The 25162-nt window shown below is 34.7% G+C and carries 28 protein-coding genes; 7 read left to right on the forward strand and 21 right to left on the reverse strand.

The genetic code is table 11. The features are described from left to right. Positions 1 to 3: 3 nt before the first annotated feature. Both ACVFVN_RS04025 and ACVFVN_RS04030 read right to left on the reverse strand, forming a co-directional pair. A complete protein-coding gene (locus tag ACVFVN_RS04025; protein ID WP_456234287.1) occupies positions 4 to 1659 on the reverse strand; it encodes a DUF6029 family protein in 1656 nt (551 codons plus the stop codon). 9 nt (positions 1660 to 1668) lie between these two features. Then, positions 1669 to 2145 carry a TlpA family protein disulfide reductase gene (locus ACVFVN_RS04030; protein ID WP_165131709.1) on the reverse strand — a complete coding sequence of 159 codons (477 nt, stop codon included), beginning with the start codon at positions 2143 to 2145 and terminating at the stop codon, positions 1669 to 1671. A gap of 194 nt (positions 2146 to 2339) precedes the next feature. On the opposite strand from ACVFVN_RS04030, the gene ACVFVN_RS04035 reads away from it, so the two are divergent. The 4 genes from ACVFVN_RS04035 to ACVFVN_RS04050 all read left to right on the forward strand — a co-directional run bounded on the left by ACVFVN_RS04035 (position 2340) and on the right by ACVFVN_RS04050 (position 7660). Beyond that, positions 2340 to 3404, forward strand: coding sequence for an Omp28-related outer membrane protein (locus ACVFVN_RS04035; RefSeq protein ID WP_456234288.1), 1065 nt, complete (start codon positions 2340 to 2342; stop codon positions 3402 to 3404). A 32-nt stretch (positions 3405 to 3436) separates the two neighbouring features. Continuing rightward, positions 3437 to 4153: a T9SS type A sorting domain-containing protein gene (locus ACVFVN_RS04040; RefSeq protein WP_165131713.1), complete on the forward strand. Its 717-nt coding sequence runs from the start codon at positions 3437 to 3439 to the stop codon at positions 4151 to 4153. A gap of 47 nt (positions 4154 to 4200) precedes the next feature. Further along, positions 4201 to 6078: an Omp28-related outer membrane protein gene (locus ACVFVN_RS04045; protein WP_456234289.1), complete on the forward strand. Its 1878-nt coding sequence runs from the start codon at positions 4201 to 4203 to the stop codon at positions 6076 to 6078. Between the two features lie 130 nt (positions 6079 to 6208). Further along, entirely contained in the window at positions 6209 to 7660 is a 1452-nt protein-coding gene (locus ACVFVN_RS04050) for a T9SS type A sorting domain-containing protein (protein ID WP_456234290.1), read from the forward strand. 105 nt (positions 7661 to 7765) lie between these two features. Here the strand turns inward: ACVFVN_RS04050 and ACVFVN_RS04055 are convergent, their stop codons facing one another. The 15 genes from ACVFVN_RS04055 to ACVFVN_RS04125 all read right to left on the reverse strand — a co-directional run bounded on the left by ACVFVN_RS04055 (position 7766) and on the right by ACVFVN_RS04125 (position 16382). Further along, positions 7766 to 8272 (reverse strand): hypothetical protein, encoded by a 507-nt coding sequence (locus tag ACVFVN_RS04055; protein WP_456234291.1) that lies wholly within the window; start codon positions 8270 to 8272, stop codon positions 7766 to 7768. 87 nt (positions 8273 to 8359) lie between these two features. Continuing rightward, the gene (gene pafA / locus ACVFVN_RS04060) at positions 8360 to 9997 is read right to left on the reverse strand and encodes an alkaline phosphatase PafA (RefSeq protein WP_456234292.1); all 1638 of its coding nucleotides are present in this window, start codon (positions 9995 to 9997) and stop codon (positions 8360 to 8362) included. Positions 9998 to 10097: 100 nt separating this feature from the next. Next, positions 10098 to 10475 carry a hypothetical protein gene (locus tag ACVFVN_RS04065; RefSeq protein ID WP_456234293.1) on the reverse strand — a complete coding sequence of 126 codons (378 nt, stop codon included), beginning with the start codon at positions 10473 to 10475 and terminating at the stop codon, positions 10098 to 10100. Between the two features lie 34 nt (positions 10476 to 10509). After that, positions 10510 to 10995 (reverse strand): hypothetical protein, encoded by a 486-nt coding sequence (locus ACVFVN_RS04070; RefSeq protein WP_456234294.1) that lies wholly within the window; start codon positions 10993 to 10995, stop codon positions 10510 to 10512. An 11-nt stretch (positions 10996 to 11006) separates the two neighbouring features. Beyond that, positions 11007 to 11858, reverse strand: a complete 852-nt coding sequence (locus tag ACVFVN_RS04075; protein ID WP_456234295.1) for a hypothetical protein — start codon at positions 11856 to 11858, stop codon at positions 11007 to 11009. A 24-nt stretch (positions 11859 to 11882) separates the two neighbouring features. Continuing rightward, positions 11883 to 12305 (reverse strand): WG repeat-containing protein, encoded by a 423-nt coding sequence (locus ACVFVN_RS04080; protein WP_456234296.1) that lies wholly within the window; start codon positions 12303 to 12305, stop codon positions 11883 to 11885. Between the two features lie 7 nt (positions 12306 to 12312). Then, positions 12313 to 12867 carry a toxin-antitoxin system YwqK family antitoxin gene (locus tag ACVFVN_RS04085; RefSeq protein ID WP_456234297.1) on the reverse strand — a complete coding sequence of 185 codons (555 nt, stop codon included), beginning with the start codon at positions 12865 to 12867 and terminating at the stop codon, positions 12313 to 12315. 28 nt (positions 12868 to 12895) lie between these two features. Beyond that, positions 12896 to 13309, reverse strand: coding sequence for a hypothetical protein (locus ACVFVN_RS04090; RefSeq protein ID WP_456234298.1), 414 nt, complete (start codon positions 13307 to 13309; stop codon positions 12896 to 12898). A gap of 55 nt (positions 13310 to 13364) precedes the next feature. After that, a complete protein-coding gene (locus ACVFVN_RS04095) occupies positions 13365 to 13739 on the reverse strand; it encodes a hypothetical protein (protein WP_456234299.1) in 375 nt (124 codons plus the stop codon). 25 nt (positions 13740 to 13764) lie between these two features. Then, complete coding sequence (locus tag ACVFVN_RS04100; protein WP_456234300.1) at positions 13765 to 14049, reverse strand: hypothetical protein; 285 nt, start codon at positions 14047 to 14049, stop codon at positions 13765 to 13767. Between the two features lie 69 nt (positions 14050 to 14118). Further along, a complete protein-coding gene (locus ACVFVN_RS04105) occupies positions 14119 to 14406 on the reverse strand; it encodes a hypothetical protein (protein ID WP_456234301.1) in 288 nt (95 codons plus the stop codon). Beyond that, on the reverse strand, positions 14394 to 14564 hold the full coding sequence (locus tag ACVFVN_RS04110) for a hypothetical protein (RefSeq protein ID WP_456234302.1): 171 nt from the start codon (positions 14562 to 14564) through the stop codon (positions 14394 to 14396). The genes ACVFVN_RS04105 and ACVFVN_RS04110 overlap by 13 nt, the downstream gene beginning before the upstream one ends. Before the next feature lie 19 nt (positions 14565 to 14583). Beyond that, positions 14584 to 15021 carry a hypothetical protein gene (locus tag ACVFVN_RS04115; protein ID WP_456234303.1) on the reverse strand — a complete coding sequence of 146 codons (438 nt, stop codon included), beginning with the start codon at positions 15019 to 15021 and terminating at the stop codon, positions 14584 to 14586. A gap of 79 nt (positions 15022 to 15100) precedes the next feature. Next, entirely contained in the window at positions 15101 to 15580 is a 480-nt protein-coding gene (locus ACVFVN_RS04120; RefSeq protein WP_456234304.1) for a hypothetical protein, read from the reverse strand. Between the two features lie 292 nt (positions 15581 to 15872). Then, the gene (locus tag ACVFVN_RS04125; protein ID WP_456234305.1) at positions 15873 to 16382 is read right to left on the reverse strand and encodes a hypothetical protein; all 510 of its coding nucleotides are present in this window, start codon (positions 16380 to 16382) and stop codon (positions 15873 to 15875) included. A gap of 105 nt (positions 16383 to 16487) precedes the next feature. Between ACVFVN_RS04125 and ACVFVN_RS04130 the strand changes: the two genes are divergently transcribed. Next, complete coding sequence (locus ACVFVN_RS04130) at positions 16488 to 17243, forward strand: LuxR C-terminal-related transcriptional regulator (protein ID WP_456234306.1); 756 nt, start codon at positions 16488 to 16490, stop codon at positions 17241 to 17243. 53 nt (positions 17244 to 17296) lie between these two features. Here ACVFVN_RS04130 and ACVFVN_RS04135 read toward each other — a convergent pair whose 3' ends face one another. Together ACVFVN_RS04135 and ACVFVN_RS04140 are read right to left on the reverse strand one after the other, a co-directional pair. Then, on the reverse strand, positions 17297 to 19438 hold the full coding sequence (locus tag ACVFVN_RS04135; protein WP_456234307.1) for a TonB-dependent receptor domain-containing protein: 2142 nt from the start codon (positions 19436 to 19438) through the stop codon (positions 17297 to 17299). A gap of 167 nt (positions 19439 to 19605) precedes the next feature. Further along, positions 19606 to 20532, reverse strand: a complete 927-nt coding sequence (locus ACVFVN_RS04140) for a malate dehydrogenase (RefSeq protein WP_456234308.1) — start codon at positions 20530 to 20532, stop codon at positions 19606 to 19608. Between the two features lie 195 nt (positions 20533 to 20727). Here ACVFVN_RS04140 and pfkA point away from each other — a divergent pair, with 195 nt between their 5' ends. Both pfkA and gap read left to right on the forward strand, forming a co-directional pair. Further along, entirely contained in the window at positions 20728 to 21714 is a 987-nt protein-coding gene (pfkA, locus tag ACVFVN_RS04145; protein WP_165131753.1) for a 6-phosphofructokinase, read from the forward strand. 57 nt (positions 21715 to 21771) lie between these two features. Next, positions 21772 to 22776 (forward strand): type I glyceraldehyde-3-phosphate dehydrogenase, encoded by a 1005-nt coding sequence (gap, locus tag ACVFVN_RS04150; protein ID WP_165131756.1) that lies wholly within the window; start codon positions 21772 to 21774, stop codon positions 22774 to 22776. Between the two features lie 166 nt (positions 22777 to 22942). Here the strand turns inward: gap and ACVFVN_RS04155 are convergent, their stop codons facing one another. Together ACVFVN_RS04155 and ACVFVN_RS04160 are read right to left on the reverse strand one after the other, a co-directional pair. Beyond that, positions 22943 to 23698, reverse strand: a complete 756-nt coding sequence (locus ACVFVN_RS04155; RefSeq protein WP_456234309.1) for a DUF3575 domain-containing protein — start codon at positions 23696 to 23698, stop codon at positions 22943 to 22945. Between the two features lie 5 nt (positions 23699 to 23703). Then, positions 23704 to 25116, reverse strand: coding sequence for a T9SS type A sorting domain-containing protein (locus ACVFVN_RS04160; protein ID WP_456234310.1), 1413 nt, complete (start codon positions 25114 to 25116; stop codon positions 23704 to 23706). Between the last annotated feature and the right edge of the window lie 46 nt (positions 25117 to 25162).

The raw sequence follows: 25162 nt of genomic DNA on the forward strand, positions 1-25162 counted from the left end.
AATCTAGAATGTTGTATTGATATTAAGCGTAAAACCAGTATTTTCCGGAACCATACGACAAACGCCACCTACGCATATCAACCCACCTCTTTGACGTCCATAAGAAGCTTGAATTCTTGTTGAATTCTTTCTGAAAACTCCTCCGAAAGTATAATAATGCATTTGTTTTTCCTTGTCATCGTTTCCGTAATTATACATATCGCTTACAAATATAGACCAATTCTTTTTAAAATTAAACTCTGTGAGTGCTGCCGCCCAATTTTTATAAGACGAATTTGCCCACTGATGCTGTAATTCTAGCTTTAATGAATTTTTATTTATTTTGAATAAGTTATCCCAAACGGTTGTTGTCGCGTACACATGCCCTTCTGTCTCTTGGATTCTGTCGGTATTATAATCTTGATAAACATAGATTAAAGCCGTATTCCAATTTTGTGTTAGTTTTTTTCTAATGTCAACATTGAAATCTGAATAATAACGTTCTCCAAGATCCAACGCCTTAGTCTCCACCGTGCTATAATCTTCATAGACACGGTATTTTCCTTTTAGTCCATACCAATTTGCGAAGTTGACTGCGATGTCTGTACCATATTTTCCTCCAAGAGCTGTGCCTTTTTTGAACTGGTAATTAATGTCAAACTGAGAACCTATTTCACCAGCTTTTCTTTGTGGGAAGAAAGTCATTTGTGGTTGCGCTTGATAAACGTAGATATTTGCTAAACTATAGTCAAACTGTTTTGTAAGTGCTGGCGTGTAGTTAAGCAAAGCTTGATTGTATTGATTGCCAATACGTTCTCTATCCGAATAGATGTTGAAATTTTCCAAACGACGAAGCGTTCCACTAATACCAAAACCTGTCTTTGCAAATCCCAGAACAACATTCATGGCATTTCCAGAATATACGTTAACTGGATCCACTGCTGACGCCATTTTGATGGCATCTTTAGTTTTATAAAGATATTCTGCGTTTAGATAAAAATCTTTGTATTCGTTATTCCAACGGACACCATAAATATTGACGTCTGCTGGTGCATTTATAAAATTAGGATCTTCGGATTCATGTTTGTTGACAAAACTGAATCCAACATTTGAATCAAACTTATCCGATCCCAAAGCTTTCGCCAATTGGAACTCTGCATCAACACCAGCAACGCTGGTTTTGGAAAGATCGAACCCCATCCCAACACGTTGTTTTCCATAAAGTGCTTTCACCGTTGCTAAGTCATCAGCAAAAGATAATTTGACGCGACCACCGACTAAGGAGTTGGCAATTCCCAATTGTCTGTCTTCCCAAGTTCTGAGTGCCAAGCCCGATCCAAATTGTTCGTAGAAATGTCCTAAAGTAACATCAACCCCTTTTTCGTTATTATAGTTAACATAATAAGTCCCAAGGTTTACACTTTTAAAATCTGGTGAATAATTGAGTAAAGCTTTTGGCTCATAAGATTCTACCTGTGCTCCTACTGTAAATTGCTTATATTTATAAGTCATGGTTAAGTAAGAGTTGGAGCGGAATCTTTGGTCGGCTTCGGTTTCTGCTAGTTTTATTTTTTTGTCATCTACATAATATTGATTATTAGACTCTAAACTGGCGTTGAACTGGGCATACATCATACCTTGTCCTAGTAGCATTATTATAGGGAGTAGTTTTTTCTTCATATTAAAAAATTACTGCAATTTTTTTAGTTCTTCAAAAAGTGTTACTTCGTCACCTGGCACATATCCCACATGAGAATAAACTAATTTGTTTTTATAATAGACTAGCGTAGTCGGTACATTGTTAACATTGAGTTGTCTTTTGATAGATTGAGAAGAATCTAAAAGAACTTGGTCAAACTCCCAGCCTTTCCCTTTAACAACAGTCTTCACTTTAGCAACAGTTCTTGGGTCATCTGTAGAAACCGCAACAAAATCAAAATCTCTTTCTTTTTTCCATTCTTCCAAATTCTCATTAACAACATTTAGTTCTTCCATGCATGGAAGGCACCAAGTTGCCCAGAAACTCATTACTAAAGGTTTTTCATTATTCATATCCTTTAGTGCAACATTTTTTCCTTCGATGTTTTTTGCTACAATATTGTCAATTGCTTGCGCATTCAATAAAGTACTGCCGATAATCGCTAGTCCAATTGCAAATCTCTTCATAATACTTAATATGTGATTTATATATTTTTTTAAAGCACTAAACTATTAATAAAAATTTAATTCTAGATTCAAAAACTTAATTTTTTTTTACAAATATCGTTTATTATATTTTTTTTTCACTTTTTTATCATTTTATTTCCTATTAAACGAAAAAATATTTAGTTTTACATAAATCTTTTGAAATTACGTATAAAATGAAGAAACTATTACTATTGCTAACTTTGTTTGTTATTTTACTAAAATCATGTGCAGGCTCGGAAAGTGATGAAGGTAGAGATGTGGTAACTTTTGTTAAATTATCCTCAAGCGAAAACGCGGTTTTGTTAGGAAATTCTGTAAAATTTAGTTTAACAGACAATCTTAATAACGATGTAACTGCGGAAGCGAAATTCTATATTAATGGTGTACAAATCGACGAAAACACCTATATCCCAGAAGCTATTGGCGATTATAAGATTACTGCAACTTATAAAGAATTTACAAGTAAAGTTTTATCCATAAAAGCGATTGCATTAACAGGTGTTAACTTTGTACATCGTATCATGTATGAAGATTTTACAGGAACCTGGTGTGGTAACTGTCCTATTGCGAGTGTTAGGTTTGATAATTTAATCAAACAAAATGACAAAGCAGTAATTCTTGGCATCCATGGACCAAATGTAGGAAGTGATCCTTTCACAAGCGAAGCGTCGCAAGCCCTTATTTCGGAATTAAAAATTTGGGCCTATCCAACAATTTTGCTAAACCGTACAAAGAACTGGAGCACAGCGAATAATGATTTTGCGGATGTTTCTTTTCCGATATCTTTAATAAAAGCTTATAGTAAAATTGGTATCGCGATTACATCAAAACTAGAAGGCAATACCTTGTCTGGTGAGTACAACCTAGCTTTTGCGGACAACTATGACAATCTAAAATTGGTAGCTTATATTGTGGAAGATAAAATTACCTACCCTCAACACAACTACTTCAACGGATCTGGTGGAAAACCAATCTTATATGGTGGCGTTCCTATTATCGAAAATTATGTTAATCATAATGTTTTGAGAGCCTCATTAACGCCTATAAAAGGCGAAAACATTCCAAATGCTAATTCTCAAAACAACACGGGATATTTCAAAAACTTTAGCTATACCATTCCAGCTAATTTTAATAAAGAAAATGTAAAAATAATCGTTGCCGTTATGAATGCGCAAAACGAAGTGTTGAATGTTCGTGAAGCAATGGCTAACACAACAAACGCATTAGAAACATTATAAAAAACGTAAAACAATTTATAAAAAGTAGAGTTATGAAGAAATTTTTTATCCTTTCAACATTCTTAGGATTTGCATTATCCAATGCACAAATGCTTATCAAAAAACACGACGGTACAGTTATTAACGATGGCGCAGTATTCTCCTTTAATACTTTTGATGATGATGCCAGCAAAATGTATTACCGAGTAATCAATTCATCAACTACAGAAGACATCAAAGTTAAAATGATCTGCGAATCTCTAGAAAATAGCGATGGCGATAGCTTCCAGTTCTGTTTCGGTGGATATTGTATGCCTTTCGTAATGCTTAATTTTAACTACCCACCAGAAGGTTACGTTATCGCACCAGGCTCTAACTCGGGAGATAATGACTTCTTATGGAACCAAAAAGATTATGATGCGCCAATGAGTGCTTCTTTCAAATTCTATCAAGTAGATGCGTTTGACAACGAAATAGGAACGCCAATTCGTGTAAAATATATCTATGACAAAAATCTTGCAGTAACAGATGTTAACGCTGTTAAAGATGTTTTAGTTAAAAATACAGTCGTTACCAATTCTTTAGAATTAAATTCTAAAATCAATACGAGTTTCCAGTTGTTTGACATGAATTCCAAATTGGTTTTGAATTCTGATATTAAAGTTGGAGATAACAAGGTTAATGTTCAAAACTTAGCAACTGGTGTTTATATTTTGAATATTAAAAATGCGAACGGTAAAAACCAAACTCAAAAAATTATGAAGAAATAATTTCCCCCACCAACCCAAAACACACAACCAAATCACAAAATATTTTTATGAAAAAACTTTACACTGTAGCGGCAGCATTTTTGCTCGCCAACACGCTTAGTGCACAGGTGCATTATTCGCAAAATTTTGAATCTTTAGATTTCAACACTTGGACAAACACCGACCTAGATGGCGATGGGAAAAAGTTCTTCGTAGCCAATGCTAGTAATATTTATCCAAGTGCTGGCTTAGGTACCAGAACGCTAGGATCATACTCCTATCAAAACATTCCGTTGACGCCCAACAATTTGGTTACTTCTACGCCCATAACCTTACCTACTGGTGTTAATAACATTTTCTTAAAATACCAAGTGGCATCATACAACGGATCTTATGGTTCCGAGCATTATGCAATTTACTTATCACCAACTAATGTTGCAGCGGATGTGCTTGCCACAACACCTATTAAAGAAGAAACGCTTCCATTTGTAGGTGGAATCAAAGAAGTGGCTATAGATGTTTCTAGCTACGCTGGTCAAACAGTTTATTTATCCTTTAGACACTTTAATACTTCGGATATGTATTATCTATTGTTCGACAATCTTTCAATAGAAACATTAGAAGATAATAATGCTAAACTCGTTTCATCATCCATCGATAAATACATTGTTGCTGGAAGTCAAAATGATTTGATGTTTAATATTAAAAATATGGGAGCCAATACTATTACTTCCTTAGAATTAAATTGGAATGATGGTACAACAGATCATATTGCGACTGTATCTACTAATATTGCTCCAGGAGCTTCGGCGCTTGTGGCGCATCCAACAAAAGTAAATTACTCTGATATTACAACAAAAAACTTTAGCTTAACAATTTCTAAAGTTAATGGCTCTACAGATTCAAATCCAAGTGATAATACTGGTACAGCAAAAACCTCTGTAGCATCCCAACTCGTAGCTAAAAAAGTCGTTCTTGAAGAAGGTACAGGTACATGGTGTGGCTGGTGTCCTCGAGGAATGGTGGGGCTAGACAAAGTTAACCAAGACTATCCTAATGATCAAATTAGTATAGCCGTTCATAATGGTGACCCAATGGTATTGGCCGCATACAACTCAGGAGCTGCTTTTGCTGGTTTCCCAGGTATGAATATCGATAGAGAACTAAAGAACGAAGATCCAGGACCAGCAGGCATTAACGATTTTGTAATTAGCAGAAAAAATCTGCCTACACCAGTTAAACTTTCTGGAGATTATACCATTTCTGGTTCAGAACTTACAGCTAATGTTAGCGCACAATTCTATATCAATAATTCTTCGACCAATTTCAAAATGGGCGTTGTAGTAGTAGAAGATGGCGTGAAGGGCACAAGTTCTAATTATGGACAAGTTAATTATTACGCTGGCGGTGGTAACGGACCAATGGGAGGATTCGAAAGTCTACCAAGTCCTGTCCCAGCATCACAAATGATATACGACCATGTCGGTAGAGCATTGTTAGGCGGTTATGCAGGGCAGGCAGGATCTGTTCCTACAGCAATCACAGATGGATCTACTGCAAACTATACATTTAGTTATACAATTCCAGCGGCTTATAATGCCGATAAAATGAGTGCTGTATTGTTATTAATCGATGCTAATGACGGAAGCATCCTTAATGCGACAAAACTTAATAAAACACTCGCAGTTAATGATATCTCAAAAATCGGAGCTAACACGTTAATTTATCCTAATCCAGCAAAATCTGAATTCAATATCAAACTTGTTGACGATGGTAAATATACAGTAAGCATTTATGATATGTCAGGACGCGAGGTGAAAAATTATGGTACAATGAACTCTTCATCCAAGAATATCAATGTTCCGATTAATTTACTACCTGGAAAATATATGATCAATATTGCAAAAGATGGTGTGTCTTTTACAAAAGATCTGTTGGTTAAGTAATTTTAAATTACTAAACAGAAATATTACTTCTGTCTAGTAATACTTTATAGATATGTTTTTTTCATTATGGAAAAAACATATCTTTTTGAGTTTAATATAGGTTTAAAAAAATAATCTAAATAAATTTATTATGAAGAAAAACTATCTTTTAGCAATAGCATTATGCATAACTACTTTTGCTAATGCTAGTACGATGAACCTCCCAGACAATGGGACTAATTTTAATGTAGAATCAAAAAATGTTTTTGCAACCAACGATGTTAAAATTGTAAGTGCTAAACTCGACAAGTTTTTACTACCTGGCGGAGAAACTTTCATTAAAGCTACAATAAAAAATGTAGGAACCAACTCCATCAGCTCAGTTGAAATTAGTTGGAACGATGGTACAAGCGAACGCAAACAAAGAATCACGGCCTATCTAAGTGCAGGCCAGCAACGAGAAGTTACCCATCCTATCGCGGTTTCTTTTAGCGATCCTACAGTTATGACCAGAAATATTACACTGTCCATTACTCAAGTTAACGACACTCCCGATTCTAACCCTGCGGACAATACAATAAACTTACAAAACAGCATTGTTTCTCAGCAGATTTCAAAAAAAGTCGTTTTTGAAGAAGGTACAGGCACATGGTGCGGCTGGTGTCCTAGAGGGATGGTTGCACTAGAACAAGTTAACCAAGAATATCCAGATGACCAGATCAGTATCGGTGTTCATAATGGCGACCCAATGGTTGTTGCCGAATATAATAGTGGCGCTGCTTTTGGTGGATTTCCAGGGATGAATGTTGACAGAGAACTAAAAGGTGTTGATATCAACCCTAACTCAATAGGAAATTACGTTCTTACAAGAAGAACTATTCCTGCACCAGCTATATTATCAGGAAGTTTTAATATTGATGGAACACAATTAACTGCGAACGCCAACTCTCAATTTTTTATTAATAATCCAAATGCCAATTACAAACTATCTGTTATTATTGTAGAAGATGGTGTAAAAGGAACGGCTAGCGGATACAGACAATCTAACTATTATGCCGGTGGTGGCAATGGAGAAATGGGAGGCTATGAAAGTTTACCAAATCCAGTCCCTGCAAACCAAATGGTTTACGATCACGTTGGTAGAGCTATTCTAGGTGGATATAAAGGACAAAACGGATCAATCCCAACAAATATTACAGATGGTTCGGCGGCTAATTTTACTTTTAATTACAGCATTCCATCTAATTTTAATGTGGATAAATTAAGTGCCGTATTACTACTACTTGACGGAACGGACGGAACCATCTTGCAAGCCACTAAACTAACCAAAACTTTAGCAGTGAGCGATGTTTCAAAAATTGGCGCAAATACCTTAATCTATCCTAACCCTGCTAAATCTGAATTTAATATCAAACTTGTTGATGATGGCAATTACAGTGTTACAATTTTTGACATGGCTGGTAGAGAAGTTAAAAATTATGGAAGTCTTAAATCTTCTTCTAAAAATATCAATCTGTCAATTAACAATTTAACTCCAGGAAAATATCTTGTGAACATTGTTAAAGACGGCGTTTCATTTACTAAAAATCTATTGGTTAATTAATCAATTGGCTACTTTTATAATTGTTAAGGGAAGTTAATAGCTTCCCTTTTTATACAAAAAAAACCGAAGAGTATTCTTCGGTTTCATTATTATAATGCTGGTTAACTACTTTGCTTTTGCATTTTCTAAAGTTTTGTTGTATGCATCTTTAACATCAGAAGCAGCTTTTTTGGTAGCATCTTTTGTATCTTGTGCAGCTTTGTTAACGTCGCTTTTTACATTTTCTGTCACAGTTTTCAAATCTTTTTTAGCATCTTTTGCCGCTTCATTCGTTTTTTCTACCGCGTTGTTAACCCCAACTTTTACATCTTGTGCGGCTGAATTAACAGCGGCTTTAGTATGCTCCCAAGCTAGCTCTGCATCAGACAATGTTTTTCTTGCACTCTCCTCAGCAACTTTATCGCCTTTTTTGATTGCAGCGTCCAGATCTGCTTTCGCCTGATCAACTTTAGCTTTCGCTTCTGTCTCTGTCATTACAGTAGTTTCTTCAGTGTGTACAACTGCTACAGTATCTGTATTATTATCAGTCGTAACAAGTGTACTGGTTTCTTTTTTACAAGAGATTGCAGTCAATAACAATGTAGCTGATGCTGCTAAAAATAATTTTTTCATAGGTTTGAATTTTGGATTTTTTTTAATATTTGTATTTAACTCCAAAACATTAGTAAATATTGTACCAAAATTCATTTTTATAAAAAGTTATTTCCCTAAAACCTCAACAATAGGTTCTCCAATGTTTCCGCTTGGATTTTCAATTTTTAAAAACTGAGCTAAAGTAGGTGCAATGTCGGTCATATAATACGGTTTATTGCTTTCACCATTTTTAACTTTCCAGCCCATGAATATCAATGGAATATGCGCATCATAAGAATTCCAAACAGAATGTGTGGTTCCTTTTTTAGCATAATAAGCCAAATAGCCGTCTTTGGTCACCATTTGTATATCGCCGCTTCTTTTCCAATTGTAGCCATTAATCGTTCTTGTTTTTATTGGCTCTGGAATGGGTGCTTCTCCAATTTCCGTCATATCTACGGCGTACAAAATTTCCGGTAATTTTTGCAAATGCGAAATAATGGCTTTTTTAACATCATCAAGATCCAAACTCTTTTCAGCAATGAGTTTATCATGGGTATAAACTTGATAATTGTCGATTTCCATCACCAAACCAGCGGCTCCAAATTTCTTTTCCAGTTCTTCGTTGATTGATTTTTTTAAACCTTCACCAAAGAAACCTGTTGGCATTTTGTTCTCTTGCAAATAACCCACAGAATGCGCACCACCGTGATCCGCAGACAAGAACACCAAATAATTATCCTTCCCTACCTTTTTGTCTAACATTTTGAAAAACGCTGCCAAATCGCGGTCGAGTCTTAAATAAGTATCTTCAACTTCGATAGAATTGGGTCCAAAAGCGTGACCAACATAATCTGTAGAGGCAATATTAATTGCTAAAAAATCGGTGATTTCATCCGCACCCAATTGATAGCCATCCACGGAAGCTTCTGCAAACTTCAGCGTATAGGTATTTCCGAAAGGTGTTGTTCTCAGAACGCCTTTCTTTTTATCATAATCTGTAGACAGATTATTGTACGGAAAAACAGGTTTCGTTGCCGATCCCAAAAGACTTTCCCAAGGAACGTCATCTCTGGAGCTTTCGGTGTATTGTTCAATTGGCAATAAGGTATTCCAACCTTTAGAAACCAATTCTTTAGCGAGATTTTTAGCATTAAAATCGTTCACCCATTTCGGTAAATCCTGCATATAATAAGTGCTGGTAATGAAATTCCCTGTGGTTTCATCAAACCAAAAAGCACCCGTTGGATTGTGACCAGCTGGTAAAATGGAAGCGCGGTCTTTCAAAGAAACGCCCACGACTTTCGATTTAAAATTAGTGGCGATGCCCAACTGATCGGTAATGGTTGTACTCCATAGATTTCTGGGGGAATGTGCACCGATCTTTTCAGAGGTTGTCCCAACACCTTTGTACGCTGTATCGGTAGTACAATAAACGCTTTTTCCGGTCTCCTTATCCGTCCAGTCGTTTCCTGCAATCCCATGAATGGAAGGTACAGAACCCGTGTATATACTGGTGTGACCAATGGCGGTAACCGTCGGTAAATACGGAATCATAACATTGTTGAAAGAATAGCCCTGTTGAAGCATTCTCTTGAAACCATCAGCTTGAAATTTATCATAATAACGATAGAGATAATCCCAACGCATTTGATCTATAACCAAGCCTACCACCAACTTTGGGCGCTCTAGTTTTGTTTGAGCCGACGCCTGAAATATTCCTAAAAAAGCAATCGCGGCAGCAATTCCTAATCTTTTTACCATTTTAAAAATTTTATTGTCACAAAGTTAAGATACAGATCTTGGACATAAAAATTAATTCTGATTAATAACAAGAAATAAATACTGCTGTTTGCTACATTTTTTATAATTTATTGATCAGAAGAGGAATATTTCGATTAAGGTAATCTATTTCAGAAGAAACGGGAAAGTTTTTTTGAATATCAGTTTTAAGCATAATAACAGATTGTAAAATAAAATTAAAATCACGGATAATTTCTCGTTGTTCTTTTTCACTTTTTGTTTTTTGGAGTTGCTTTTCTAAGATATTACGTTGATGTTTGCCTTGATCAATAACCTGCTTAAGTTTGTTTATTTTCTGATTCATCGTATTGGGCGCATAGTCTACTGCTTTTTGTATTTCGTGTAAATATATTTTCGTGAGCCTAAAACGATCTTTAATTTCGGTTTGTGCATTCATTTGAACACTTAAAAACAGCAGTATATAAATTAGTGCTTTCATAAAATATTTTTTTATTTTAAACTCAACAGCCAATTCAGTAACTGCATTCGATGTCGTAACCTGCTTTTGCTATTGCTTTTGCCATTTGTTTCATAAATCGGTGGGGGTAGCTTTCTTTATTGATTTCGGTGGAAAACAAATGCGTTTTGTCTGTTTTTGTTCTCAGGATTATGCCGTTTTTATCGTAGTCGGTTCGGGTTTCGGTAACGTGTTTTCCTAAAGTATGAAAATACACATTCATATCTTTATCAAAACCTCCTACTAGGTCCAGAGGCACTTCTCTTTTGATATTTGTTTTTTCGCCATCGGCATTTTTAATCATCGTAAATCCAAAATGCAAAACATTGTTTTCGTCAATACGGAAAGGCTCAGTAACAATAAAGTTTTCTCTTTCTTCATCGGTATAAAGATGCGTCACTTCTTTTTGCAACTGTTTGTTGAGCAATTGGGCAATTTTGTGGTTTTGTGCTATGGAGAACTGACTTATCAACAAGAAGAAAAGTAACACTATGTTTTTCATAAGTCTTTTTTCTATTTATAGGTATCTCTTTTCTTTAACCAGTTTTCAGAATGTTTACCGCCTGCTCTTACAATCGCATCATAAATCGCCTGATATTCAATCAGAGTCTGTTCTGGTTTTGGTGTTCGACGATTTGCCATATAAATTCTTCCTTGCACAAAATCCAAAACTGTTAATCCATCTTTTTCATCTATAAAATTAAAATCAACTTTATAGGCTATTGCAAGTTCTCTTACAAAACGAATCCCCGAAGTATCCATGGCATGTTTGGCAACACTTAAATCATCAGTATCTGATAATCCTTGCCCAGGACAACGGATATCTTTTTTGTATTTATTCCAATAGCATTGTACTTTTACTCTGCCAACTTCGGTTGGGTCTATTGTAGGCTTGGCGCCAGCTAATTTCCATAGTTCATTTTGATAATTGTATCCAATGGAAGTTTCCGAAGTATCTTGTGCAGGTGTCATTAACTCGCTACAAAGTGGCGACATAGATGCTGCGGTCGGTGCAGACGCACTGGCAATTTCCTGTAAAATTTGTTGTAAATAGTTTTGGTCTTTTTGATGTTTAGCCAGCCATTGGTGTAAGAAATCAGCATCTTCCTGAGTCAGGATGATTTTCTCTTTCGGATGCGAAGCGGTATATTTTTTAACATCTGTATTTTTTACAAAATTCCTGGCTTCTGTACCGTTAGCTAAGTTCATCATATCATAAAACAGTATCCATTCTTCGTAGGTAATTTCGAAACTTGTTTTATGAATGCTTGTATCAATGCGTTTTTGAACTGCAGGTCTTGAGGCTTCTACCATAATAGAAGCCAGTGAACAAAGCAAAATAAAAAGGAAATTACATTTTTTCATAATAATTTATTTTAAGTAAAATGATTAGTCTTGAAACAATGATTCTTTTAAATCTGTATAATCTTTTACTTTTACGAGTTTTCCTTTTCTATTATAAAAATAGGCTTTGTTGCCCTTCACGGCTTGAAATAGTTTGTCATTTGCAAAGTAATTCACCCCATCATATTCTATAGGTACGATAATTTTCCCCGATTCGTCTATAACTCCCCAAAATCCTCCCATTAATCCTAAGATTTCACTTTCCGTAGCCCCTACATTTACTTCTGCCCAGCCTTCATCGGAAAATTCTTTGGCATGATCATAAACAGGTTTAATAACCATTTTTCCTTTAGAATTTTCATACCCAAATTTATTTCCCACTTTTTTGAGTGTAAGCTCTTGAGAAAATGCAAAAATTGTTGCTCCAAATAATAGGATTGCCGTAAGCGTTGTTTTTAATGTGATCATGATTATATTAATAATTTGTAGTTTTAATCTCTCCGTTGATGTTGTATAGCTTCCACACTCCAACTTTTTTACTGTTATTGTATTCCCCCGTTTCAACAAGTCTTCCTTTTTCAGCATATCTTTTATAAATACCATGGAGGTTTCCATTTAAAAAGTTTTCTTCAATACGTAGTTCCCCTTCAAAACTATACGTTTTTCGTACCCCAGAAAGCTGTCCTTTGGAATCAAAATTTTGGATCATTTGCGTTTTTCCGTTCTGGAAAATATATTTAGATTCACCGATTGCAATTCCATTTTTATAATTCCATAGTTCTGATATCCCGCCTTCTGGATGATAACTTTTCCATTCGCCATCTTTTAGCCCCTTGCTATATTTTCCAATTTCCCAAATATTACCATTGGAATGGTATTTTTTCCATTCGCCTTCCTTTAGTTTGTTAACCAAATTACCTTCTTCAAATTTTTTCTCGCTTTGTCCGTAGTAATATATCGTGTTTTGAGAAAAGGAATAGATGCTAAATAGCAATAACATTGCTGTCATTCTTGTTTTTAACTTGTTCATGATACTTATTTTTTTTGCTTAGAATTTTTTAGTTATTTTCAAAAGTGCCGGATTCTAAATAATGGACAATTTCGTGTACTGGCGTATTAAAATAGCCGGCTTTTTCTTCGTCGTATAGGTTTTTCCAATGCACAAAACCAAACTCGTAATCGGGCAATTCGCTGCGATCATCTTTGAGCTGCGTGGTGCTGTTTCGCAAAGCGGCTTCGGCAATAGGTATGTGCAATATTTCTTTTAATCCGTTAGGATGCTGAGGATTTTGAATATTCACATTGAGTATCGCAATATGAACAATGCAGCCCACCCCGGTATAATATTCTATTTTGGTTATTTTTATAGTAGATGCTTCCTCGCCCGGGCGCGTATGGTAATGCCACTCTTGTGCTACTTGGTAGGCGGGTGGCGGTGTTTCTTTTTTGCTGAATAAATTGAATAGACTCATAGTTTTTATATAAACCCTAACAGCCTTTAAAAGCGCCGTTAGGCTTGGTTGTAGTTTAGTTTGCAAAAGGGTCGGTTTCGGGTTCTGCTTTTAGCAGTTTTATTAAATGTTCTAACGCATTTTTCATACGCTGGGCATCACTTTCGAGGTCCGTATAAAATATCGCATACTGCCCATCTTTAAATATTACTTGATACATTGCATCTTTTTTGATTATTAATGGTTGGTCTATCATTATTTCCTTCCTTAAACCAGTAACTATCAATATTTTACCATCCAAAGAAACATTACCACCCACTCTTGATTGTTTAAGATTTACATCATTAAGGTATTTTACCGTTTCTTCTTTTGTAAGCTCTTTTTTTGTTTGCGCAAAGCTTGTAAGGCTAAATAGCAATATAATTGCTGTAATAATTGTTTTTGTTTTCATATTATTTGAATTTTAAATTTTTTTATTATTTACTTTTAAATGGATTACTATCTAAACGGAATGACAAACCTAAAAACGGATTGAAACGATATTGTTTCTGATTTAAATCGCATGTTGTTATAGTGTTTTCAATGACTTGCCCGATATAGTAATCAGAATTTGGGCGGTTTTGTTTATGAACGGCTACACCACCTGTTAAAACAATATTTTGCCCAATACCTAAAGATAAACCCGTAAATAAAGATAATTCCTCGAAATTGAAACCTATACCGCCTGTATAGCCAAAAGAAAAATTCTCTTGTTTATTCATAAAAGTAAACATAATGGCAGGCATCAGTTCTATTGATTTTCTGTCTTGTATTTCGGCTACCGTATGTACTCACTCTTTTTCGGCAGATACAAATTTTGAACGATTGGTAAACACAACTGCATTTGCCCCTAAAGTTGTTGTCCATTCCCAATTAGATTGACTTTTTAATACATATGTTCTTTCTTTTGGATCATCTTTAGAAAAAATTTTAATAGTATATGTTGTATTTTTATCAAAATTTAAATCATACATATAATCAGAGGGATTTGACGGAGTACTTTTTTGACTACTGTCAAAATTGAAAGGTTCTGCAAGTGTTGCATTTTTTAAAATGTTTACAGCTTTTACGTTTCCCATATTAGTAATGTGCAATTTATAATCACCTTTTTTACATTACTTTCAATATTTTCAATAGAAACGCTTGCATCAATAGTGATGTTTTCGCCATTAATTACTTGCCCCCATCCCATTCCTGTTAGCAACAAAAATGGTATTAATAGTAATTTTATTCTCATGATTTCTAAGTTTTAAAAATTAAAATGCTTCTTGTTTTTTAGGGCAAAAAGTTGCCAAATGCTTTAAGGCTTTTTCTACACGTGCCCTAATGTTTTCTTCTCTTTCGTTAAGTTTTAAGTAACTATAATCACTGAAAAAAGCTTCTTTTCCTTGCTCTTGATCTGATGCTACCTGTGCACTATACCTAAATGCGCCCTCATTAGTAATATCTTTAATTGTGGTGGGCAATATTTGTTGGCACTGCCTATTGCCACCATAAGTATAGTTAAAAACTATTTTGCATTCGTCTATACTATGTAGGGTTATGTTACTAACTTTATCCTGATACATATACTTACTCAATTTTTCTTTTAACCAGCTTATCGTTTCCTCTTTGGTTTGTGCTTGTGCGTGGTTACTTACTGCGGTTGCCATAAACACGGTTACAGCCAATCCTAATTTTGTCATTGTTTTCATAATTTTTTATTTGTTTTATGTTTAAAAATTTAAGGTTTTAACTGCAACGGAGTGTTAGAACGCCGTTGCAGTTGTGGGGTTAATTGCAGCTGTCTATATCAAAAATATATCGAGATACTCTTTTTTCATTACCTGCTGTGTGTCTAAAAAACTCTTGTTCTAGTTCTTTTTTTGCTTCTGCTTTGGTATCGTATTTACAATCTACATTTACATTCAGCGTTCTTGTTTCTCCCGAATTCGTTTTAGCTTTTACAGAAGCCGAACCCCCATATTTACTGTTGTCGTTGTTGTGGCACCAGTTTATATCGTAAATAATAGCACCGGCAAAAGACTGATTTCCCGCGAGGTATCTATACAAATCCTGTCTTAGTGATTCTTTAGCTGCTGCCTCCGAACTATAGTTGCAACCTGTTACCGCATTTAAAACCATAGTTTCTCCTTCTTTATTTTTCACCTGTACATAGGCACTTCCGCCGTACTTTTGCGCCATTGCACTGTTAAACACTGCGGTTGCTATAAATAGTATTACAGCTAATCCTAATTTTGTCATTGTTTTCATAATTTAATTAGTTTAAAAATTTGTTTTTTGTATAAAACCTTGTCAGGGTTCGGAACCCTGACAAGGTTAGATTTTTCTGTCTTAAACCCCAGTCTTGGGGTTCTGGATAGAAGTAATGGCGTTTTTTACTGCTATTTTTCTCTCTTTTACCGAAAACTTGGGCTTTCTAAGCCCAAATTTGGGGTTGGTGAAGCTTATTTTTTAGGTTGTTAAACTCAGTTTTTAGGTTTTTTAGTTGAAAATTAGGCTCATCAAACGCCAAAACTTCTATTTTTTAATTCATCATTTGTGTTTAGGGCTCCGTTCTTGGGGTCTCCGACCCATCGGTTGGGGTTTCGGACGGCTTTTTTGGGGTTCGACTAAAAAACTGTTTCAGGTCGTTTTGTTTGGTTTCATAACCTGGCGTACTGGTACCTGCCATGTAATTGGTGTAGGCATAGTCAATGAGTGCTTCCTGATAATTGTCGTAATCGTATAGGGTTTTGGCATTTTTCAGTCGGGTAAGCAGATTTTCTAATCGGCCCGTAAGGTTTTCCATGAGCATACGGCTGTTGTAGTCGTTTTCAAACTCGGTCCAATCAACTTGTGCGTTTTGCAATTGCGGCTGATTTTTGTGGTAATCGTAAATTTTGTTAACAAAGAGTTTGTTTTGTTCATTTACGCTTCCATAGCGTTGGCGGTCTTCGCTAGTCAGGTTGATGTTGATTCCTGCTAAGGCGTTTTCTAACTGTGTTAAAGCGTCTAATGCTTCTGTAGTTTCTGTAGTGCCAAGGTGCACATTGTTGAGATTGGATAGTGGCATAATAATTTTTTTTTATGTTAATGTTTTTAACAAAAATAAATTTAATATATTCACAAAAAAATAGCTACATCTAGCTATTTATAAGTTATAAACCATTTGTTTTTGATGGATAAGATAGAGAAACTACGAAATATTTGGGAAAACATTCCAAAATCAATAATTGAACAAATAGATCTTTCGCAGAAGGAAATCATCAATCGGTATATGGATGTGTTTCACTTTGGCGATTATTTTTATGTGATTTTTAATACCCGTACTGCCCAAATGGAATACGTACATCCCAATGTAGAAAAGGTGTTGGGTTATGCGCCACAGGATTTTGAGTTGTCAACGGTTTTAGAAAGCATTCATCCAGATGATTTACCGTATTATTATCATTATGAACAAAGTGCTGTTCGTTTTTTTAGTAATCTTACGCCTGATCTGTTTTTTAAGTATAAATTTTCTTATGATTATCGTTTAAAACTAAAAGATGATAGCTACAAAAGGCTGTTGCAACAGGTAGTTCCTATTTATTTTTTTCCTGAAGGTGGTGCCCGTACTTTGGCTATTTTTACAGATTTATCACACCTAAAACTTACGGGTATTCCCAAACTATCATTTATGGGTATGCATGGGGCACCGTCTTTCTACAATGTGCATCTGGAAGAGGATTTTAAAATGATGGAGTCGCTTTTCTCGAAAAAGGAATTGGAGATTTTACAGCATATGATTCAGGGTAAAAAAAGTGAGGAAATAGCGGATCTGCTGGCACGGAGTATTCACACCGTTCGCAATCACCGCAAAAATATTCTTCAAAAATCGGGTTGCAATAACGTGCACGAGTTATTGGTAAAATCAGTAAGAGAAGCTTGGGTATAACAAAAAAAAAGAATGCACTTTCGTACATTCTTCTCTATTTTAAAAAATTCGATTTATTTTCCGCCACCCTGATTTTTTTCTGCATCGGTTTTGGTATTTTCTTTTACTTTTTGGTTTCCAAAGCGTTTGGTAATGGTAAAAGCAGCGCCGTACCAATCGGATTTTGAAACATTATGGAAGGTCCCAATGGATGTATAAGTGGTATTATCAAACACAGGACGTTTAAAAATATTATTCAACTGAAGTGTTGTTTCTAATCCTAAGTTTTCAAAAATTTTGGTGATCGAAATATTATGAAAAATATTCATGGCGTTTCCTTGCGTATTTCCCCAATTCTGGGTGTTCGCTCCTACCCAACCCGAAATATTAATGTTTTTATTGAACAAATTGGTGTATGAAAAGTTAGCAGAACCATTAAAATTAGTCAAATAACTATCGGTTTTTATGTCATTTCTAGCATTAAAATCGCTGTTATCTGTGTAGTTTATTCCTAAATTGACATTAACATTTAATTTGTTACTTAAAAAAGTTTGATTGGTATTGAAGTTCGCAGAATAACTTGCAGAACGGCCTTCGTAATTGTCTGGAAAGCTGATGAGATCATCGCCTTCTTTTCTGTAACTTCCCCAATAATCGCTGTTGGTTACATTATAACCCAAAGAGAGGAAATATTTTTTATACATGCCTACTTTAAACGTAAAACGGTGATATGGGTTAGGATTCAGATCCATATTTCCGGAAGAAAAAGTACCATCATTACTTGGCATTACAAACGGATTAAACTCCGAATACCACGGTCGCCAAAGGTTATAATTGTAGGATGTTGAGAGGTTAAAATTGGGTGTAAATGTATATTTCAACAACACATTGGGCATGAGTTTTCCGTATGAAATTTCACGCGTTGCATTTTGCGAATTTTCGGTTAATTTCAACGTAATATATTCATAACGAAGTCCAAGTCTTGTTTCCAGTTTTTTGAATAATTTCGTGCTATAATTGGCATAGACAGCATTCAGATTATCTTTATATTGAAAGTAACTTCTTTTGGATAATCCTTGGTTATTTTCATAAAAATAAGGAATAACATTGTTATTAAAATCGATTTTCCCACCGAATTCAATACTGCTTCCCAATGTATCCAAAGGCTGAGAATAATCCAGTTTTAAATAATAATTTCGTTGTTGAGAATCTTGAAACAAACGGCTATTAACTGTATTGGTATTTGCACCTATGGTTTCTAATTTATTGAAATTGCTAACGTCATTTCTGTTACTGTAATTGACACCCGCGCTTACATCAAAAATTTTATTTTTTGTTTTATCGTAAAATTTATAAAACAAATTGGAGTTGATGGAATTGTATTTTCCATTCTGATTTTGGTTTTGTTCAAAAGACTTTACAAAGTTGTCATTTTGAAAAGTTTGTCCTTCAGAATAATTTTCTGAATAACTTTTATTATTAAAAAACTCGAAAATTACGCCCAGATTGTTTTTATCATTAAGTTCCAATTCTGATGTGGACGACAAAGAAGGCATTTTTCCTTTCCAAATACTTTCGGTATTTCTTGTTGAAAATTCATCGTTTTCATAATAATGTTCCTTTCTTTTGTTCGAATATACATTCGTGTTATCATTATAACTTCCTGAAATAGTTTGCGTGAAATTTTTCTTATGATAATTAAGATTTATGCTAGAATACTGGTTGTTTTTAGTATTTTGCCTATTGGTGAAGGATGCGCTCCCTTTTATACCTTCGTCGTCACGTTTTTTAAGAACAATATTAATTACCTGTCCGGTTGTTTCGTATCTTGAAGACGGATTGGTAATGACTTCTATCTTCATCAAATTATCGGCTGGAATAGATTTTAAATATTCCTTCAACTCTTTTCCTGTGAAAACCGACTTTCTATCGTTAATATAAACGGTTACATTTTCTCCTTCAGATTTTATAACGTCATCGCTATCTATACTTACCAAAGGCGTCATTCTTAAAACCTCCCAAGTGGTATTTCCTGCAAGAATGGAACTTTCGGCAACATTGAAAACGGTTCGGTCCACTTTAGTTTCTACGGTTGGCTTTTTAGCAACAATTTTTACTTCTTCAATGGAGCTTGATTTTATGGTATCTTGAACGGTGGTTTGAGCCATAAAAAAAGTACTACAAACTAATCCCGCACTTGCCAAAAATAATTTCATGTGTTGTTTTTAATATAAGACAAACAAGTATATCATTATGTTACATCAAAATTAAAATTCGTCACTAAATATTTCGTTATATACTGATTATCATCTCATTAATTTTAGCTGAAAACAAAAAAAGGAGCACATTTCTGTACTCCTTTATTATATTTAAGCAAACTTAATTAGAATTTCAAATCGCCATTTACTTCTCTTACTGCATTAGCAGCTTCTGCAAACTTCGCTTTTTCAGTGTCTGTTAAAGTAATATCAACAATTTTTTCTACACCGTTAGCGCCAATAATTGCTGGAACACCAAGACAGATATCAGATTGTCCGTACTCGCCATCCAACATTAAAGAACAAGGAATCATTTTCTTTTGATCGCAAAGGATAGACTGCACCAACACAGATACAGCAGCACCTGGCGCATACCAAGCAGAAGTTCCTAAAAGTTTAGTCAATGTAGCTCCACCCACTTTAGTTTCTTCAGCTACGTAAGCTTGTTTTTCTTCAGATAAAAATTCAGTTACTGGAACTCCGTTTCTTGTCGCTTTCGTCATCAAAGGAAGCATTCCTGTATCAGAGTGAGCTGCGATTACCATTCCGTCAACGTCAGAAATTGGGCAATCTAAGGCTTCCGCCAATCTGTATTTGAAACGTGCAGAATCTAAAGCTCCACCCATACCGATGATTCTTTCTTTTGGAAGGCCAGAAGTTTTGTGTACCAAGTAAGCCATAGTATCCATAGGGTTAGAAACTACAATGATGATCACGTCTGGAGAATGTTTTACTAAGTTTTCTGTAACTTCTTTTACAATTCCTGCGTTAATACCAATAAGTTCTTCTCTTGTCATCCCTGGTTTTCTGGGGATACCAGAAGTAATAACTGCTACTTTAGATCCAGCTGTTTTGCTGTAATCTCCTGTTGTACCAGTAATTTTAGTATCAAAAGCGTTAAGAGACGCACACTGCATTAAATCCATAGCTTTACCTTCTGCAAAACCTTCTTTAATATCCACTAAAACCACTTCTGAAGCGAAATTTTTCATCGCAATATACTCTGCACAAGATGCTCCTACAGCACCAGCGCCAACAACGGTTACTTTCATTTATTTTTAAATTTAATTATTATTAAAATTAACGCTTGTAAATATACTAAAGATTGAGCGAATAGAAAATATGTCTTGAGCTAAAAAATATCATTTTTCTGCAATACCAAATGTGATTAAAATCAAATTACAAAAATGTTATCTTCACAACAAAATGCCGATTTTTTTGTAAATTCGCGTACTAATTATATTATCATGTCAAATCAAAAAATAAAAACAGTCGCTGTTTTGACTTCTGGTGGAGATGCACCAGGCATGAATGCTGCAATCCGTGCAGTGGTGAGAACCGCAAATAGTATGGGATTGGAATGTTATGGCGTTCGCGAAGGCTTCAATGGTCTTATCCATGGGGATTTTACCAAAATGGGACCTCGTTCGGTTAAAAATATAATTAATGCAGGAGGAACCATTTTGAAATCTGCCCGTTCTTCAGAATTCAAAACACCAGAAGGCCGTGCCACAGCTTTTGAACAATGCAAAAAACATCATATTGATGCTTTGGTATGCATCGGTGGAGATGGTAGTTTTACTGGTGCTAAGATTTTCAATGAAGAATTTGGAATACCTGTTATTGGCGTTCCTGGTACTATTGATAATGATATCTTTGGGACTGATAATACCATTGGTTATGACACCGCTTTGAATACCGCAATGGAAGCTATTGACAAGATTCGTGATACAGCAACGTCTCATAATAGAGTTTTCTTTGTGGAAGTTATGGGGCGCGATGCTGGTTTTATTGCGCTTAATAGTGGTATTGCAACTGGGGCTTTGGATATTTTAATTCCTGAACAAAAAGACAGTCTGGATGAACTTTTTGGTACTTTCCGAAAAGCTGAAAAAGTTGGAAAATCATCAAGCATTGTGGTGATTGCAGAAGGTGAAAAACTCGGAAATGTCTATGATCTAGCTGAAGCAACAAAAGCGGAATTTCCAAATTTTGATATTCGTGTAGCGGTGTTGGGACATATCCAGCGTGGTGGCTCACCAAGTTGCGCGGATCGTGTATTGGCTAGCAAAATGGGTTATGGTGCCATAGTTGGTCTTATAGAAGGTAAAAACAAAGTGATGGTTGGGATGAAGTCTAACAAGCTTATTTATACCCCTATTGAAGAGGCCATTAAAAAACATAACGAAATAGATAAAGACTTGCTAAAGATTTCCGAAATATTAGCAATGTAATTAATATAAATTTTTGTAATTTTAGAAACAATATATTATCAAATTAAAAAGTAAAATATGTCAACAATCAAAGTAGGTATCAACGGTTTTGGTAGAATTGGAGGATTAGTATTCAACGCTATGTTAGAGCGTGACAACATCGAAATCGTAGGTATTAATGACCTTATCAACGCAGAGTACATGGCTTATATGATGAAGTATGATTCTGTACATGGACGCTTCAATGGAGAAATCAGAGTTGAAGGTAACAACCTAGTAGTTAATGGAAAAACAATCCGCATTACTTCAGAAAGAGATCCTAATAACTTAAAATGGAACGAAGTTGGTGCTGACTACATCGTAGAATCAACAGGTCTTTTCTTATCTGCTGATACTGCAAATGCGCACATCAACGCTGGTGCAAAGAAAGTTGTTCTTTCTGCGCCTTCTAAAGATGATACACCTATGTTCGTAATGGGCGTTAACCATAAAGAATTAACAGACGATATCAAAATTTTCTCAAATGCATCTTGTACAACCAACTGTCTTGCGCCTTTAGCAAAAGTAGTACATGATAATTTCGGAATTGTTGAAGGTCTTATGACAACGGTACATGCTACAACAGCAACACAAAGAACGGTGGATGGCCCTTCTATGAAAGACTGGAGAGGTGGGCGTTCTGCACTTCTTAACATCATCCCATCTTCTACAGGTGCTGCCAAAGCAGTAGGAAAAGTGATTCCTTCTCTTAACGGGAAATTGACTGGTATGTCTTTCAGAGTACCTACAGCAGACGTTTCTGTAGTGGACTTAACAGTAAGATTAGAAAAAGCAACATCCTATGACGAAATCGCAGCAGCAATTAAAACAGCTTCTGAAGGTGAACTAAAAGGTATTTTAGGATATACAGAAGATCTAGTCGTTTCTCAAGATTTTATCGGAGATAAGAGAACATCAATCTTTGACAAAGACGCAGGTATTATGCTATCTCCAAACTTTGTTAAATTAGTATCTTGGTATGATAACGAAACTGGTTATTCTAATAAGTTAACAGACTTATTAATACATTCAGCTTCTTTATAATCAAAAAGATTTTAAAATTATAAAAAAAGACTTTCCAATGTTGGAGAGTCTTTTTGTTTTAAAGACATATTTAATTCTTAAAAAAATAAAACTCCCTCTATTTAAATAAAGGGAGTCCTTGAAAGAATAAAAAAATCCTGAAAAAATTTCAGTTAATTATATTTAATTAAAATCTATAGCCCAATGACAATCCGGAACGAAGACCCGCCCATGGACCATCTAGTTTCACAGTACCACCGTTCGCATTAATATGAGCTTCATATTTAACAATAGGAATATTTAAGTCATTAATCTCATCTTGTAAATCTTGTTGTTCTTCTGGAGTAAGAGCATATTTGGTCTTTCCAGCAAGATCACCTTTTGCGAATCCATAATGACCCCCGATAAGCCACCAATCTAATACCCAATTTTGTTTTTTGCCCAATAGCCATTGTACTCCTATCATTAATCCAAAACTGTGGGCAGAAAACTTACCATTTAAGTCAATCGGATTATTGGTTTCTACGTTAGTATCTTCATCATAAGTGTAGAAGTTATATCTAATTTCATCAATTTTCATATTAGTATAGCGATAATATGGTGCCAAATAAAATCCGCTGTTGTATTTTTTTCCAAAATAAAATCTTGTTTCTAAAGTGAAAGCTGTATTTCCTAATTGTATATCGCCAATATCTTCGCGATCTTCTTCCTTTACAAAAGAATTCAGAAAAGGAACGTCGCCTTTGGGCATCGTTGCAAAAGTCGCACTAACAGCGATGGTTTTGTTAATAGATCTTTCGTAGGTAAGATTAAAATTCCTAAATGCATAAGCCGTGAGATTAGTCTTAATCGTGTTTTTGTTGATGATTAAGCTATCCGAAGATTGTTGGGCGGAGATGAAACTTGAAGCTAATAAAGAAAATAGTAAAATCTGAGTTTTCATGGTTTTTAATTTTTAATAATTTTTTGAGTGATAATTTGGTTTCCAAAATAAAGTTTTATTAAATATGATCCTTTTGATAAATCTTTTACAGAAATGCTTTTCGTTGGATTTTCATAGGTTTTTATAAGTTTTCCTGAGAGATCAAAAATTTCTAATTGATTTAAATTTTCTCTATCTTCTACTTTTATGTTAATAAAATCTGTTGTCGGATTTGGATAGATTGTAACTTTAGCCTTTGCAACATCTTTTACAGCTAAAGATCCACCCATTTTATAAAGACTATATTTTGAAGTAATCATAGCCTCATCCATATACTTTTTTGTAAGTAGCATAAGGTTATTATCATTGGTTTTAATAATATCTGAGAAATTAACTAAACCGTTAAAAATTTCATTGTCATAAGAATGTTCCCAAGCAATATTTCCATCGGAAGTTATTTTTTTAATATTTGCTGTGCTTCCATTATCAGTAAGACTACTTAGTTCAGTAGCTATAGTATATTCATTAGGAGAGAATTCTATAATTTTAGATTGATTAACATTATAATCATTATAAGTAAATGTTTTTCTCCAAACCTCATTTCCTGCGCTATTTAATTTTGTTACAAATGAAGTCTCATTATCATCAATATAATAGTTACCAAATATTACAATGTCATTATTCGCAGAAATGATAGAGTTTTGGATATAGGTATCCTCACTAGATGCATAATCTAAATACTTTTCCCAAACCAAATTACGTTGACTGTCATATTTTGCGATATAACCAGCTTCGCTATAGTCAGCATCAAAACTTCCTCCCGATACAACCACACCTCCATCGCTATGCGGCATTACATTCCCAATATAAGCAATTGGAAAACCTGTAAACGATTTTTTCATAATCCAAGTTTGATTCCCATTACTATCATATTTTGCATAAAAATAACCACCCGAAGTCTCACCCATTTCATAGGTTCCACAAACTAAAAGTGAATTATCACTTAGAACATTTATACTATATATATAAGTTGGATAAGACTCCACGCTAATAGACTTTAGCCATTGTTGTTCACCATTTGAGTTTAATTTTCCTATTCGATCCTCTACTCCTTCCGAGCCTTCATAAAGCAAAAAAATATTTCCCGAAGAATCAGCTTTCAAACCAAAAGCATAATAGCCTGCAACATTGGCATATTGTTTTTGCCACAACACCGTTCCTGTTGGAGAAAGCTTCGATAATTCGGGCGAAACTATCCCATCTACAAATACATTGCCTAGAACCAAAAAATTAGAATCTTGCAATTGTATAATTTCATCAGAATTAAAATCTGAAGAGCTCGACTCAAAATCTTTATTCCAAAGAATACCAGGTGCTTCTGATTGCGAGAAAGCATTAATAGCAAATACTAACGCAAAAGAAGTAATAATTGTTTTCATGGTTTTTAATTTTTATAATAATAATCCAAATTTATTCTATCACAAA

This window comes from Soonwooa purpurea, from assembly GCF_053891095.1.